This is a genomic window from Brevibacterium sp. 50QC2O2 (assembly GCF_024580675.1).
GTDB classification, from domain to species: Bacteria; Actinomycetota; Actinomycetes; order Actinomycetales; family Brevibacteriaceae; genus Brevibacterium; species Brevibacterium moorei.
On sequence record NZ_JANIJZ010000033.1, the window covers coordinates 1 to 14,119 of the forward strand.

The 14,119-nt window shown below is 68.1% G+C and carries 17 protein-coding genes and 1 riboswitch; of the genes, 6 read left to right on the forward strand and 11 right to left on the reverse strand.

From position 1 onward, the window contains the following. Nucleotides 1-71 precede the first annotated feature (71 nt). The 3 genes from NQ038_RS14815 to NQ038_RS14825 form a co-directional block, all read right to left on the reverse strand. A complete protein-coding gene (locus NQ038_RS14815; protein WP_373456830.1) occupies nucleotides 72-278 on the reverse strand; it encodes an NAD(P)-binding protein in 207 nt (68 codons plus the stop codon). 5 nt (nucleotides 279-283) lie between these two features. Next, nucleotides 284-871, reverse strand: coding sequence for a gluconate 2-dehydrogenase subunit 3 family protein (locus NQ038_RS14820; RefSeq protein ID WP_257048209.1), 588 nt, complete (start codon nucleotides 869-871; stop codon nucleotides 284-286). Between the two features lie 187 nt (nucleotides 872-1,058). Continuing rightward, nucleotides 1,059-1,892 (reverse strand): IclR family transcriptional regulator, encoded by an 834-nt coding sequence (locus tag NQ038_RS14825; protein WP_257048210.1) that lies wholly within the window; start codon nucleotides 1,890-1,892, stop codon nucleotides 1,059-1,061. 149 nt (nucleotides 1,893-2,041) lie between these two features. Here NQ038_RS14825 and NQ038_RS14830 point away from each other — a divergent pair, with 149 nt between their 5' ends. From NQ038_RS14830 to NQ038_RS14840, 3 genes are all read left to right on the forward strand, one after another. Beyond that, entirely contained in the window at nucleotides 2,042-2,362 is a 321-nt protein-coding gene (locus NQ038_RS14830; RefSeq protein ID WP_257048211.1) for a putative quinol monooxygenase, read from the forward strand. A 148-nt stretch (nucleotides 2,363-2,510) separates the two neighbouring features. Next, nucleotides 2,511-2,831 carry a nucleotidyltransferase family protein gene (locus NQ038_RS14835; RefSeq protein WP_257048212.1) on the forward strand — a complete coding sequence of 107 codons (321 nt, stop codon included), beginning with the start codon at nucleotides 2,511-2,513 and terminating at the stop codon, nucleotides 2,829-2,831. Continuing rightward, nucleotides 2,828-3,151, forward strand: a complete 324-nt coding sequence (locus NQ038_RS14840; protein WP_257048213.1) for a HepT-like ribonuclease domain-containing protein — start codon at nucleotides 2,828-2,830, stop codon at nucleotides 3,149-3,151. The genes NQ038_RS14835 and NQ038_RS14840 overlap by 4 nt, the downstream gene beginning before the upstream one ends. Nucleotides 3,152-3,184: 33 nt before the next feature. Here NQ038_RS14840 and NQ038_RS14845 read toward each other — a convergent pair whose 3' ends face one another. The 8 genes from NQ038_RS14845 to nadC all read right to left on the reverse strand — a co-directional run bounded on the left by NQ038_RS14845 (nucleotide 3,185) and on the right by nadC (nucleotide 10,251). After that, nucleotides 3,185-3,409, reverse strand: coding sequence for a hypothetical protein (locus NQ038_RS14845; protein WP_257048214.1), 225 nt, complete (start codon nucleotides 3,407-3,409; stop codon nucleotides 3,185-3,187). Between the two features lie 92 nt (nucleotides 3,410-3,501). Next, nucleotides 3,502-4,008 carry a GNAT family N-acetyltransferase gene (locus NQ038_RS14850; protein WP_257048215.1) on the reverse strand — a complete coding sequence of 169 codons (507 nt, stop codon included), beginning with the start codon at nucleotides 4,006-4,008 and terminating at the stop codon, nucleotides 3,502-3,504. Between the two features lie 34 nt (nucleotides 4,009-4,042). Further along, nucleotides 4,043-4,588, reverse strand: a complete 546-nt coding sequence (locus tag NQ038_RS14855) for a hypothetical protein (protein WP_257048216.1) — start codon at nucleotides 4,586-4,588, stop codon at nucleotides 4,043-4,045. Nucleotides 4,589-4,629: 41 nt separating this feature from the next. Next, nucleotides 4,630-5,169 carry an NUDIX hydrolase family protein gene (locus NQ038_RS14860; RefSeq protein ID WP_257048217.1) on the reverse strand — a complete coding sequence of 180 codons (540 nt, stop codon included), beginning with the start codon at nucleotides 5,167-5,169 and terminating at the stop codon, nucleotides 4,630-4,632. Between the two features lie 138 nt (nucleotides 5,170-5,307). Beyond that, nucleotides 5,308-6,123: an energy-coupling factor transporter transmembrane protein EcfT gene (locus tag NQ038_RS14865; protein WP_257062942.1), complete on the reverse strand. Its 816-nt coding sequence runs from the start codon at nucleotides 6,121-6,123 to the stop codon at nucleotides 5,308-5,310. Continuing rightward, nucleotides 6,120-8,501 (reverse strand): ECF transporter S component, encoded by a 2,382-nt coding sequence (locus NQ038_RS14870; RefSeq protein WP_257062944.1) that lies wholly within the window; start codon nucleotides 8,499-8,501, stop codon nucleotides 6,120-6,122. Before NQ038_RS14870 ends, NQ038_RS14865 begins: the two co-directional genes overlap by 4 nt. Before the next feature lie 4 nt (nucleotides 8,502-8,505). After that, nucleotides 8,506-9,120, reverse strand: a complete 615-nt coding sequence (locus NQ038_RS14875) for an ECF transporter S component (RefSeq protein WP_257062945.1) — start codon at nucleotides 9,118-9,120, stop codon at nucleotides 8,506-8,508. 25 nt (nucleotides 9,121-9,145) lie between these two features. After that, a riboswitch (TPP riboswitch) is annotated at nucleotides 9,146-9,252 on the reverse strand. Between the two features lie 21 nt (nucleotides 9,253-9,273). Continuing rightward, the gene (gene nadC / locus NQ038_RS14880; protein WP_257058241.1) at nucleotides 9,274-10,251 is read right to left on the reverse strand and encodes a carboxylating nicotinate-nucleotide diphosphorylase; all 978 of its coding nucleotides are present in this window, start codon (nucleotides 10,249-10,251) and stop codon (nucleotides 9,274-9,276) included. Between the two features lie 287 nt (nucleotides 10,252-10,538). Between nadC and NQ038_RS14885 the strand changes: the two genes are divergently transcribed. Genes NQ038_RS14885 through NQ038_RS14895 form a run of 3 tightly spaced genes read left to right on the forward strand, consistent with a single transcriptional unit; the run spans nucleotide 10,539 to nucleotide 14,061 of the window. Next, nucleotides 10,539-12,038 (forward strand): MmgE/PrpD family protein, encoded by a 1,500-nt coding sequence (locus NQ038_RS14885; protein ID WP_257062946.1) that lies wholly within the window; start codon nucleotides 10,539-10,541, stop codon nucleotides 12,036-12,038. Next, a complete protein-coding gene (prpB, locus tag NQ038_RS14890; RefSeq protein WP_257058245.1) occupies nucleotides 12,038-12,943 on the forward strand; it encodes a methylisocitrate lyase in 906 nt (301 codons plus the stop codon). The genes NQ038_RS14885 and prpB overlap by 1 nt, the downstream gene beginning before the upstream one ends. Next, nucleotides 12,940-14,061 (forward strand): bifunctional 2-methylcitrate synthase/citrate synthase, encoded by a 1,122-nt coding sequence (locus NQ038_RS14895; RefSeq protein ID WP_257058247.1) that lies wholly within the window; start codon nucleotides 12,940-12,942, stop codon nucleotides 14,059-14,061. Before prpB ends, NQ038_RS14895 begins: the two co-directional genes overlap by 4 nt. Nucleotides 14,062-14,119 lie beyond the last annotated feature (58 nt).

Below are 14,119 nucleotides of genomic sequence, written 5' to 3' on the forward strand. Positions count from 1 at the left end.
CGAAGGCCTTGTGGTGAGGAATCGGTTTCTAGACAATTCCCATTCTCACCGCGGGGCCTTCTTCACACCCCCTACGACACACCTACCCCTGTCGGATAATTCTCTACACCCTCAATCCGGAAGAGCCGGTTCAGGTAGTCCTCGTTGCGCAGATAGGGCCCGGCCTCGAGCACCACCACCGGCAGACCCTTGGCCGTCAGCTCATAGGCCAGGGTGCCTCCGCCGGCACCCGAGCCGATGATGACGATGGCCTCTTCGTTCTGATCGATGTTCGCCATCGGACTCACTTCCCCTCTGTCTTAGCGCCGGAGCCCGTCGTGCCACCGGCGTTGTTGGCCTCCGCCGCATCCGATTCAGTGACGCTGCCGGCCACCGGCCCGGCGTTGCGCAGATCAGGCATGACCTCGGCCGATTCCTCGACGCGCGGTTCGTCCAACCAGTCCAGGTCGTTGAAGCCGCGGTTGATGTAGCCGCCCTGATCGAAGCTGGGGCCCTCATAGCCCAGGGCCTGCCACACCTCTTCGTCCTCGTACATCTCCAGGACGGTGGAACGGCGGATGAAGCCGAAGAACTCGGTGCGCTCGACCTGCTTGAGCACGGCGGTGGCGCCATCGGGGGCCAGCGAGGTGAAGGACCCGCCGGCCAGTGAATCGAGGGTCTGCACGCCCTGGATCAGTTTGAGCCGGAACCAGCGGGACTCATCGGCCATTTCGATGATCCTCTCGGCCATCCGCTGGTAGGGGCCGTCGGGGAAGTTCTTGTGCGGGAACGCGGTGCGGATGATGTGCACCAGCGTCTCCTTGGCCTGCGGAGTGAACTCCATCTGGTTGAGCTGGGGATATTTGGACGGAAGTGGTCCGTACTCGGACATGCCTGCCTCCTTGAGTCGTCGTTGACCTGTGCAGCCAGGCTAGACGGCTCGGGCGGCCCGCGGAACCCGCCATTATCGCGTGGTGAGATTCATTCCGCCGAGGCCGGGGCCCCGGGCCGCCGTGAGTCCGGACCCGCTGCGCGCGAGGCAGCGCGCCGCGGCACCGGGCGGGGACCTCGGCCCCGGCTCAGGCGCCCAGGCGGTAGATCCGGCCGGTGCGTTCGGCCGCGGCCCGCAACAGGTGCTCCACGTGGGTGCGCTGGCCCCGGTAGCGCGGGCTGGGCGCGGAAACGGCCACAGAGCCGATCAGCGTGCCCGCGGCGTCGCGCAGCGGGACGGCAGCACACGTGGTCCCCGGCGAGAACTCCTCGTACTCCCAGGCGATCCCCGAGGTCGCGACCCGCTCCAGTTCCTCGTCCAGGGCAGTGGTGGTGGTGAGCGTCTTGGGGGTGAGGTTGGGCAGGGGGCCGGGGCCCAGGATCCGAATCCGTTCTGCGGAGTCCGCATCCGACAGGCCGAGCTTGCCGAAGGCCGTGGCATGCGGGTTCTCCCGGAAACCGAACTTCATCGGCTTGATGCGCGGACAGGCGGGGGAGTCCGCGACATAGGCGACCACGAACTCGCTGCCGCGGTGGATCGCCAGATAGGCGGCCATCTTGGTCGCCGCGTGCAGCCGGTCGATCTCCCTGCGCACGGCGGGCCGGACCCCCAGATCCGCGTGCAGGCGCCCGGCCAGGCGGTGCAGTCGGTAGCCAAGGGCGAAGCGCTTCTCCTGGCGCAGGTGGACCAGATAGTCCTCGGCGCACAGCTCCTTGGCCAGCCGGTACACGGTCGGCACGGGGATGCCGGTGTGCTCTGAGATCGACTTGGCCGTCGAGGATCCGTGCTCGGCCACCGCTTCGAGGATCGCGATCGCACGGTGCACGGTGCCGCAGGGCTCGGGGCTCGGGGACGCAGTCGGAGCAGGCGCAGACGCGGGATCGGAGGCAAGCAGGAGGTCTTCATCGACTGTTGTGCTCATGCCCCGATTCTGGCACACGACGGATTATCGCGCGGTGAGAACCGGGGCGTGACAGGGCGGGCGCCGATGTGATCGGATAGTGGGGAAGATGGGTGTGCGGACGGCATGCCGCCCGCAGAACACCGAAGCACGAATACCTAGGAGGACGAATGTACTTCATCGTCGTCAAATACGATGTCAAGCCCGAAAGCGTGGAGGCCTGGCCGCAGATCGTCAAGGAGTTCACCGATTCCACCCGCGCGGAGGACGGCAACAACTTCTTCGAATGGTCGCGCAGTATCGAAGAGCCGAACGTGTACTACCTGGTCGAGTGCTTCACCGACGAGGGCGCCGGTCCCCACGTCAGCAGCGATCACTTCGCCGCCGGGCTGGAATCCATGCGCCCGCACCTGAAGCACACGCCGCAGATCGTGTCCCGCCAGGTCGACGGCACCGGCTGGGAGCCGATGGGCGAACTGCAGATCGACTGAGCGCAGTACTGCTGAGCGCTGCTGCATAACTGAGCGCTGCCGCGCGAATCCCGGGCCCGGGGCACCCCGCACATCGCGGATTCCCCGGGCCCGAGGCGTCTGCTGCCGCCCTCTGTCCAAGCGGTCGGGCGGCGGTTATTCTTTAGACATGTCCGTGACACCTGAGACTTGTTCGCTGCGGCGCCTGATAGAAGAGCGCCGCGGTGAATTCCAGGCGCTTCTGGTGAAGTACTCTGCGAGGAATCCTCTGCTCTTCGGCTCCGTGGCCCGCGGCACCGCGCATTCAGGCAGCGATATCGACATCCTGGTGGAAATGGATCCCGCAGATGGGAACCTGCTCATGCGAGCATCCGGGCTCATGGAGGAGACTCGCCTGCTGTTCGGCCGAGACGATATCGACATCTTTCCCGTGCAATTACTCAAACGGCCGGTCTCCGCGACGGCGCTCGCGGACGCAGTGCCGCTGTGAGCCGTGGACCAGGCGAACGGATCACCGACATCATCGGGGCCGTTGAACGGTGTCAGCGGTATGTTGCCGCATTGGACAGTGGTTCTCCGGATCTGGTCAACATGGCTGAGGATGCCATAGAGCGGAATCTGCAGATCATCGGTGAGGCGGCCAACCACCTGCCGCAGGAGATTACGGATGCACATCCGGAGATCGCCTGGCCGGAGATTCGCGGGTTCCGCAACATCCTGGTCCACCAGTATTTCGGAGTCGACGTGGATGTTGTCCGCGACGTCGTCGAATTGCATTTGCCGCTACTCATCATCGCTTTGCGTGATTGATGGTATCCAATGTGCGTCTGGCCCGGTGTCAGCTCACACCACGGACTCGACCTCGATGTCGAATTTGTAGAGGGGCTGATCCCCATTCGTCAGACCGATGAAGGTGGGACGGCTTAGGGGAGTTCGACCCCGATCCCAGGCGGATTGCTCCACCTCTTCCTCAAGACCTCGGTGGGGTCTTCCCCGTTGGTAGTCGGCTGCGATCCGTTTGGCTTCGACGCGGTCGGTCGCCGGGATCTCGATGCGTAGTCTGGGCATGGGACCAGCCTAGGAAGAGATTGCCTGGGAGTTCCCGCGGGCTGAAACTGTGAACATGCTGAGGGCCGCTGCGGAACCTGTGCCCGGGTGGCCTAGGCGCGAACGCGGTGCTCGATGAGGATGGTGTCGCGCCACTGTCCGGCATAGGGGCCGTAGTCCATGCGCGCGATGCGCTCGCGGCGGCCCACCGCGCGGAAGCCCATGGACCGGTGCAGGGCCAGGCTGGCCGTGTTCTCCGGGAAGACCGAGCCCTGCACGGTCCAGATACCCGCGGCCGAGGTGGTTTCCAGCAGGGCGTGCAGAAGTTCCCGGCCCACTCCGCGGCCCTGGGCGCTTGGGGAGACGTAGACCGAGTGCTCCACGACCCCGGAATAGACGGCTCGCGAGGACGTGGGCGATACGGCACACCAGCCGAGCACTCCGTCTGCCTCCTCGACCGCCACCAGTCGATGAGCGCACAGGTGTCCGGCGTCGAAGTCCTCCCAGCTCGGTGGTTCCGGTTGGAATGTGGCGTTGCCGGTCGCGATGCCGGCGGCGTAGATCGAGCGCACGGCGGGCCAGTCGGCGGTGGTCATGGGGCGGAGGGCGAGTTCGGGCATATGCGATGGTAACCCGGGCCATATATCGCGGAGGTTACAGCCGGTAGGCGCTGAGGAACCAGTGGCCGCCGAAGCGCTCCGCGATGTCATCGACTATCTGGTCTGCAGCTACTGCGGAGCCCAGGGTGATCGCCAGGGGCGCGATGACCTCGACGTCCTCCAGATCACGGTCGGTCAGGGCCTCGCCGTGGCCGCATTCCCGACAGATCACTCGTGGGGAAACGGCTGGGTCAGCCCACCAGTCCCGGTAGACCCGCTCCATCTCCGCCTCGCCCGGCGATGCGGCCCCGCACGCGGTACAGGCGGTGACGACGGCCGGATAGCCGGCCTCGGCCAGGTAGTGCTTCCAGCCCACGATCACGCACACGGGCACATCGTGGATGAGTCGACCCTCGTGAGTGCCCAGAATCCAGGGACCGATGTAGTCGCCCAAGCTGCCTTCGTACATCCAGTCGCCGAATCGCCGGCTCCCGTCGGCGAATCCCTCGGAGCGCAGCCACTCGCGGACCTGCGGGGCCAGTGCGGTGGCCTCGGCCAGGGAAATGCCGGGCCGGGTGATCTGCATGCGGACATCGCCCATCGCGGCCCTCCTCTCTCAGCAGCCCTGCCTCACGCCGATCCTCAGGGCAGCACGCCCAGGTGGGCCAGGGCGGCGCGCACGATGTGCTCCTGGCCGCCTGCCATATCCGTGACGATGTCATCGCGCAGGGCCTCGGCCGGAGTCAGCCAGTCCAGGCTCAGGGTGTCCTGTTGCGGGGCGCATTCCCCGCGCACCGGCAGGATGTAGCACAGCGCGACCGCGTGCTGGCGTGGATCGTGGTAGCGCCCGATCCCCTCGGTGGGGAAGTATTCGGCGACGTGGAACGGGGTCAGCGAGGCGGGGACCTCGGGCAGGGCCAGCGGACCCAGGTCCTTCTCCGCATGGCGCATCAGCGCCGTGCGCAGGGACTCGTGGTAGCGCACCCGCCCGCCCACGATCTCCCGGCCCAGCTTGCCGCTGGCCAGAGTGCGCAGCAGCAGGCCGATGCGCTCGACCCGGCCCATATCGTCGACCTGGACGGGGACCGCGTTGACGTAGGTGATCGGCAGACGGCGGCGGAACTCGACGAGCTCCTCCGGGTCGAACCAGTTGTCGTCGAAATCCAGTGCAGTACGCGTCATGCCCTCATCCTGCCACGCGTTGCGACGCCGGTCACAATCCCGGCGCCGCACCCCGGGCTGCACCGGGTGGCCCTGAGCGGCGGCTCCGCCCGAACCCGGCGGGCCGCTACCGCGCACGGGCCGAGGCCCCGGCTCGCCTCACACGATCGGGTTCCAGGTGCCCGCCCAGGAGGCCGTGGCGATCGACAGCACGGCCATCAGGAAGGCCACTGTCATGAACAGCCAGTCAGCGCCCACCAATCGGGACTTGCGCGACCAGGTCCGCTGCGCGGTACCGAAGGCACGGCCCTCCATCGCCATCGCCAGCTTCCCCGAGCGCCGCAGCGCCTGGACCAGCAGGGCGAAGGCCAGCGGGAAGAACTCTGCGACCTTGGCCAGGGGCCCGGTGAAGGCCGCGCCCCGCGCCCGCCTGGCCATCCGCAGGGTGTCGAGTTCGGCCGCGAACAGGCCCAGCAGGCGGCTGGCGGCCAGGGCCGCCAGCACCACGCGTTCGGGCAGGTGCCACAGCTGGACCAGCGCATCGGCCAACTCCGTGGAGTCAATGGTGAGCACCAGCACCACGCACGGCAGCATCATGCACATGGCGCGCAGGAAAATCGCCAGGCCCATGGACGCCGAATAGCTGGTGATCGTCAGCGGCCCCAGGTCCACCAGCACCGTGCCGGTCTTGGCTGCCAGGATCGCGGTGCCCCAACCGGCCAACAGGGCCGTCAGGGGCAGGAACCAGAGGCGCGACAGAAGTTTCCAGCGCAGCCGGATCAACGGCAGCGCGATCAGTTGCAGCACGAACATGGTCGAGGCCGAGGCCACGTCGATGCTCAGGATCACGCCCAGGGTCAGCAGCGCCATCACGGCGATCTTGGCCACCGGGTTGATCCGCATGACCCAGCCCGCGGCGGGTGCGAAGTCCGCAGCGCTCGTGCGCACCGTGTCGGTTTCCGGGGCCGAGGTCATGCCCGCCTCCCAGCGTTCCCCGCCTGGTCGACATGCACGGTGCGCGCGCCGATCGCGGTGGCGAAGTCCGCATCGTGGGTGACGGCGACGATCGCGGTGCCGCCGGCGATCAGCTCCTCGAACAGCTCCACCAGCGCGCCCCAGGTCAGGGCGTCCTGGCCGAAGGTCGGCTCGTCGACGATGAGCACGGGCGGGCGCGCGGCGATCATCGCGGCCACGCTGAGCCGGCGCTTCTCACCGCCTGACAGGGTGTTGGGGTGGGCCTGGGCCAAGGGTGTCAGGCGCAGCGCGTCGAGCAACTGCGCGGTGCGCGCGGCGACATCGGCTTCGGCCCAGCCCGCCCGCTGCGGGCCGTATTCCAGTTCGGCGCGCACGCTGGGCCGCATGAACTGGTGTTCGGGTTCCTGGAAGACCATGCCGATCCGTTCGACCAGCTCCTTGGAACTCCACTCGCCCGGATGGGTGGACTTCGGAACCCGCGCGGCACCGGGCAGGCGCACCAGGCCCTCGCCGGCCACGACATCGCCCGCCACCGGAGGAAGCAGGCCCGCCAGGGTCAGTGCGGTGGTGGTCTTGCCGGCGCCGTTGGGACCGCGTACGGCTAGCACCGTGCCGGGGTGCAGTTCGAGTCCCGGCACCCGTGCCACGGCGCGGGACTCGCGGCCCACCTGCAGGGCATGGGTGGACAGCAGGGGCTGTGCGGGGGCCACACCGCTTGCGGCGTCCCTACCGGAGGCGTCCCGGCCGGCAGCGCCCACCGCGGCGATCTGCCCGGTGTCGGTGGTGCCAAGGGAGCCGTCGGGGATGTCGTCGGGGACCTCGACAGCCTCGCCGGGTAGCCACAGGCCCGCCGCGCGCAGGTGCGGGCGCAGCAGTTCATCGCCGAGCACCGCCTTGGGCGATCCGTCGGCGATGATCCGGGTGCCCTCGGCGTCGTCGGCCGAGGCGCCGAGCACCACGATCCGGTCCACGTGTTCGGCCCACAGCGGCAGGCGGTGTTCGACCAGCACCACGGTGGCGCCGGTCGCGGTGGCGGCGTCGACGATGACATCGCGGATGGCCACGGCGGCCTCGGGGTCGAGGTTGGCGGTCGGCTCGTCGAGGATCAGCAGGCCAGGGCGCATCGCGACGACCCCGGCGATTGCCAGGCGCTGCTTCTGCCCGCCGGACAGGGCCGTGGTCGGATGGTCCAGCGGATAGTCCAGGCCCACCAGGTCCAGCGCGTGGGCGACCCTGGCCGGGATCTGTTCGGCGGGCACCCGCAGATTCTCCAGCCCGAAGGTGACGTCGTGGCCGATCTTCGACATGACCGCCTGCGAATCGGGGTCCTGGAGCACCAGGCCGCAGGTCCCGCGAGTCGGATCGGGCGCGGCGCCGGCGACCAGCAGTTCTCCGGTGGCGTAGCCGGATTCGGCCGGCAGGACCCCGGCCAGGGCGTGCAGGAAGGTCGACTTCCCCGCGCCCGAGGCCCCCGCCAGCAATACCTTCTGGCCGGCCGGGATCGTCAGGGACAGGTGGGAGAAGGCCGCGCGTTTGCGGCCGGCGTGCCGGTAGGAGAAGTCCCTGGCCACGACCTCGGCGGGGACGACGGCGGGGTCATCCGGTCTCCGGTCGGTTACGTCGGATCGCCCGTCGGCCGAGGCGCCCGGTGCGGGGGAGCCGCCGGTCGAGGTACCGGTCGGGGCGCCGGCCGCGGTGGCGCGCGTTCGGTCGGAACCGGCAGTGGCCTCGGCTGCGGAACCGCGGGAGCCCGGCGCTTCGTCGGCACCGCGCCCGGCGGCGAATGCGGTCAGTGCTCCGGCGCGGGCCAGGACGCGCACGATCCACCACACGAACAGGCCGGCCATGAGCAGCCCGGAGACCGCGCAGAACGCGATCCTGGACGTCTTCCACACGGGCAGCCATTCGGCGTAGAGAACGATATTGTCGATGCAGCCCTGCGCCGTACCCGTAAGCAATCCGGAGAACAGCACGACCGGGAAGCCGAAGCGGCGGTAGGCGAAGACGGCGAAGGCCAGCTCCGCGGCCAGTCCCTGAATGGGGGAGGTCAGCAGGATGGAGAACCCGAAGTGGGAGCCCAGCACGGCCTCGGTCACGGCGGCCAGGACCTCGGCGTAGAGGGCAGCACCCGGCTTGCGGATGATGAGCCCGGCCAGGGGCCCGGCCAGCACCCAGGTGCCCGAGAGGATCCCGTCGCCGGGCGGGAAGGCCGCGAAGGCCGGGGTGATGAAGGTCCAGCCGGCCGACCAGATCCAGTAGATGACGCCGCAGACCACCGCCAGCACGGATGCCGTGACGATGTCGACGACCCGCCAGCTCAGCCGGTTCCCCACGGCGCGCGGTGGTGTGCCGCCCCGGGTCGTCGCTTCAACGCTCACAGTCTCAAACCTCCTGTTTCGCCCTGCCCGCTGCGAATGCGGACAGCGCGCCGGTACGTGCCAGTGCCCTCACGGCCGCCCACATGAGCACACCCGCGATCACCAGTCCGGATACCGCGGTCGTGCCCAGATACGTCAACTTCCACGCGGGCAGCCATTCGGTGTTGTACAGCAGGTTCTCGTTCAGGCCCAGGGCCAGGCCGGCCAGCGCGCCGGAGAACAGCGCGGTGCCGAAGCCGAAGCGGCGGTAGGCCAGGACCGTGAACGCGAGTTCGGCGCCCAGCCCCTGACAGAGCCCGGAGATGATCGCGCCGAAGCCGAAGTGGGAGCCCAGCGTGGCCTCGGCGATGGCGGCCAATACCTCAGCATAGAGGGCCGCGCCCGGTTTGCGGATGATGAGTCCGGCAAGTGGTCCGGCCAGCACCCAGCCGGCGCTGAGCAGGCCGGAGGCCGGCGGGAAGAATGCGAACAGCGGTTCGACGAAGCTCCAGGCCGCGGCCCACAGCCAGAAGATCAGTCCGCACACCACGCCGAGCACGGATGCGGTGACGATGTCGACGACTCGCCAGCGGAAGGTGCTGCGGGTGGACACGGAATTGTGGACAGCATGATCGGTCATGCTCGCCTCCTGTGATGATCAGGAGGGGAAAGAGAACTCGACTTCCTTCGGCGGTCCTAACCGCAGCAGGTTCGAGGGTCTGCAGTTCACTGCACTCTCAGCGCCCCTTGTGGCGCTCCCCTGTCGTTGTCCCTCCACTATAACGCGGTCGGCTCAGACGGTGAGCACGTCCTCGACGGTGTCCAGGCCCAGGTCCAGGTTGACCACCGAATGCGTCAGCGCGCCGACGGAGACGATGTCGACCCCGCTGGCGGCGATCGCCCCGATCGTCTCCAGGTTCACCCCGCCCGAGGCCTCGACCAGGGCGCGCCCGGCCACCTGGGCCACGCCGCGGGCCAGTTCGGCCGGGCCGAAGTTGTCCAGCATGATGGTGTCCACACCGGCGGCCAGCACGGGTTCGATCTGCTCGAAACGATCCACCTCGACCTCCAGGTGCGTGGTGTGGCCCAGCTTCTCCTTGCCGGCGCGCAGGGCGGCGGTCAGCGCCTCGCCCTCGCCCAGGAGGGCCAGGTGGTTGTCCTTGAGCATCACCGCATCGGACAGGCCGGCGCGATGATTGTGCCCGCCGCCTGCGCGCACCGCGTACTTCTCCAGGGTGCGCAGGCCCGGGGTGGTCTTGCGGGTGTCGACCACGCGCACCGGACGTGCCGTGGTGCCGTGCTCCGGGTCGGACTGCGCCCGGCCTGCGTTCGCAGCGGCCACATAGCGCGCGGTCAGCGCGGCGATCGCGCACAGGCGCTGCAGCAGGTTCAAACCGGTGCGCTCGCCCAGCAGCACCGCGTGGGCGGGGCCGGAGACCTCGATGAGTGCGTCTCCGGTGGAGAACGGGGCGCCCTCGGCGACCAGCTGTCGGACGGACACGGTGCCGGCGGCGCCCGCTGCCAGCGGGACGATTCCGGCCGGCGCGCCGGGCGCCTGGGTGCGGTAGGCCGCCTGTTCCATGGCGGTGGCGAATACGGCACCGCCGGCCATCACGCCGGGTTCGCGGGCGACGACCCTGGCCGTGGTGGTCAGGGAGGCGGGGACGAAGGTCTGCGCTGAGAGGTCGCCGGTGGGGGCGTCCTCGTCCAGGGCACGGGCGATCACGGCGTCGATGACGGTCTGGGGCACGGGGGCGATCTCGATACTCACGCGGCCCACTCTACGCGGCCTCGACGCGGTGCCGACGGAGTCCGGTCGAGCCCCGGTTCGAGCGAACGGCCTGTCCGCCGTTCGGACCCGTGGTTGGACCCACGGGCGGACCAACGGCGGACCCACGGTTTGGGAAATACCTTGATGTCAAGATATATTTGTGGTGGCAGATACACGTCGCCCGCATCCCCATACAAGCGCCGCAGGGCTACCGGCCAGGCGCGCACACCGTTAGGCTGGGGTGTGGACGCGGCATCAGGTCAAAGTCGACAATAGGAGCATCCTCCATGATCAACCACGAAGTCCGGGTATACAAGAGCGCTGAGAACCTGGAGCGCAAGGACCAGCTGGCCTACAAGATCGCCCAGGTCGCAGCCGACCCGGTCGCGATCGAATCGGAAGTCGCGGACATGGTGATCAACCGTGTCATCGACAACGCCTCCGTCGCAGCCGCCTCCGTCAATCGCAAGGCGCCCACCCACGCCCGCGAACAGGCCCTGCCCCACAAGCTCGAACCGGGTGCGACCGTCTTCGGCCAGCCGCTGAGCGACCACATCTCCCCCGAATGGGCCGCCTTCGCAAATGGCGTGGCCGTGCGCGAACTCGACTTCCACGACACCTTCCTGGCCAAGGAGTACTCGCACCCCGGCGACAACATCCCCCCGATGATCGCCGTCGCCCAGCACCTGGGCAGCGTCTCCGGCGCTGACCTGATCAACGGCATCGCCACCGGCTACGAGATCCAGATCGACCTGGCCAAGGGCATCTGCCTGCACGAACACAAGATCGACCACGTCGCCCACCTGGGCCCGTCGGTCGCCGCCGGCCTGGGCGCCATGCTGCACCTGGATCCGAACGTCACCTACGAGGCGATCGGCCAGGCCCTGCACGTGACCACCGCGACCCGTCAGTCCCGCAAGGGCCTGATCTCCTCCTGGAAGGCGCACGCGCCGGCGTTCGCGGGCAAGATGGCAGTCGAGGCCGTGGACCGCGCGATGCGCGGGGAGACCTCGCCCAACCCGATCTACGAAGGCGAAGACGGCGTCATCGCCTGGATCCTGGACGGCCCCGACGCCCACTACACCGTGGGCCTGCCCGGTGCCGGCGAGGCCAAGCGCGCGATTCTGGACTCCTACACGAAGGAGCACTCCGCGGAATACCAGGCACAGGCCCTGATCGACCTGGCCCGCAAGCTCGGCGGTGAGATCGAGGACCTGTCCAAGATCAAGCACATCACGATCCACACCTCGCACCACACGCACAACGTCATCGGCACGGGCGCCAACGACCCGCAGAAGATGGATCCCAAGGCCAGCCGCGAAACGCTGGACCACTCGATCATGTACATCTTCGCCGTGGCCATGCAGGATCAGGGCTGGCACCACGAGCGCTCCTACGCTCCCGAACGCGCCGCCCGGCCGGACACCGTGGAACTGTGGCACAAGATCTCCACCGAGGAAGACCCCGAGTGGACGCGTCGTTACCACTCGACCGATCCCAACGAGATGGCCTTCGGCGGTCGCGTGGAGATCGAGTTCGAGGACGGCTCGAAGCTGGTCGACGAACTGGCGGTGGCCGACGCCCACCCGCTGGGCGCCCGGCCCTTCGGGCGTGAGAACTACATCCAGAAGTTCCGTACCCTGGCCGAGGGTATCGTCAGCGAGTCCGAGCAGAACCGCTTCCTGGACCTGGCTCAGAACCTGCGCGAACTCGATGCGGACGGCATCCGCGGCCTGTCCTTCGCAGTGGAAGGTCTGAAGCACTCCGGCTCGAAGGGGATCTTCTGATGTTGGGAGCAACCAGGACCGCCGCCGAACGCCGCGCGGACTTCCGCGCCCTGCTGGCCGGCGATAAGATCGTCCAGTTCCCCGGTGCCATCAACCCGATCAACGCACAACTGATCGAACAGACCGGCTTCGAGGGCGTCTACATCTCCGGTGGCGCATTCTCCGCCTCGCAGGGCCTGCCCGATATCGGACTGACCACCCTGACCGAGGTCGCCGACCACGGGCGCAACATCGCGCGGGTGACGAACCTGCCGACCTTCATCGACGCCGACACCGGCTGGGGCGAGGCGATGAACGTCGCCCGTACCGTGCAGGAGTTCGAGGACGCCGGGATCTCCGGGATGCACCTGGAGGACCAGGTCAACCCGAAGCGCTGCGGCCACCTCGACGGCAAGGAGGTCGTGTCGACCGCCGAAATGGTCAAGCGGATTTCCGCTGCCGTGCGCGGCCGCCGTGACGACAACTTCGTCATCTCCGCCCGGACCGACGCCCGCGCCGGTGAGGGCCTGGACGCCGCGATCGACCGTGCCAAGGCCTATGCGGCCGCCGGTGCGGACCTGATCTTCCCCGAGGCCATGCGCGACCTGGGCGAGTTCGAGAAGATGGCGAACGCCCTGGACGTGCCGATCCTGGCCAATATGACCGAGTTCGGCAAGAGCGATCTGTACACCACCGAACAGCTGGCGAATGCCGGCGTCAAGCTGGTCATCTACCCGGTGACCACGCTGCGCATCGCGATGGGCGCGATCAAGCGCGGCCTGCAGACCATCCGGTCCGAGGGCACTCAGATCAACGTGGTCGACGGTATGCAGACCCGCGCGGATCTGTACGACACCATCGATTACGCGGCATATAACGAATTCGACTCCCACGTCTTCAACTTCTCTCAGGAGGGACACAAGTGAGCGAGGACATCAAGAAGGGCCTGGCCGGCGTCACCGTCGATTACACGGCGGTCTCCAAGGTCGTCCAGGAAACCAACTCCCTGACCTACCGCGGCTACGCGGTACAGGACCTGGCGGCGAACTGCACGTTCGAAGAGGTCGCCTACCTGATCTGGAACGGCGAGCTGCCGACCGCGGCCCAGCTGGCGGACTTCACGGCCCGTGAACGCGCACAGCGCGCCATCGCACCCGAGCTGGTCGACCTGATCCTGCAGCTGCCCAAGGACTGCCACCCGATGCACGTCGTGCAGACGGCGGTGTCCTGGCTGGGCGCCTGGGATCCGGAAGCGGAATACGACGGTGAGGACGCCAACCGCGCCAAGGCCGAACGCCTCTACGCACAGCTGCCCACGATCGTCGCGATCGACCACCGCCGCCGTCACGGCCTGGACCCGGTGGCACCCACCGAGGACCTGGGCTACGCCGCGAACTTCTTCAAGATGGTCTTCGACGAGGTTCCGGCCGACGAGGTCGTCAAGTGCTTCGACATCTCGATGATCCTGTACGCGGAGCACTCCTTCAACGCTTCGACGTTCACCGCCCGCGTCATCACCTCGACGACCTCGGATATGTACTCCGCGGTCGCCGGTGCCGTCGGCGCCCTGAAGGGCCCGCTGCACGGTGGCGCGAACGAGGCCGTTATGGCGATGCTCGAAGAGGTCGGCACGGCCGACAAGGCCTCGGCCTGGATCGACAAGGCGCTGGCCAACAAGGAAAAGATCATGGGCTTCGGCCACCGCGTGTACAAGAACGGCGATTCGCGCGTTCCCACCATGCGCAAGGCCTTCGAGGAAATGGTCGCCGTCAAGGACGCCAAGGATCTGCTGGACCTCTACAACACCTTCGAAGAGGACTTCGTGGGCCGTAAGGGGATCTACCCGAACCTGGACTACCCCTCGGGCCCCGCGTACCACCTGATGGGCTTCGACACGGATCAGTTCACCCCGATCTTCGTCATGAGCCGCATCACCGGCTGGACCGCGCACATCATGGAACAGCAGGCGTCCAACGCCCTGATCCGTCCGCTGGCCGCCTACAACGGCGTGCCCCAGCGGGATGTCCCGGCCGACCGCGGCTGAGTCCACCTGCACCGACCGGCCCCGCCGGCCCCCGCGGGTGGGGGTGGCGGCGGGGCCG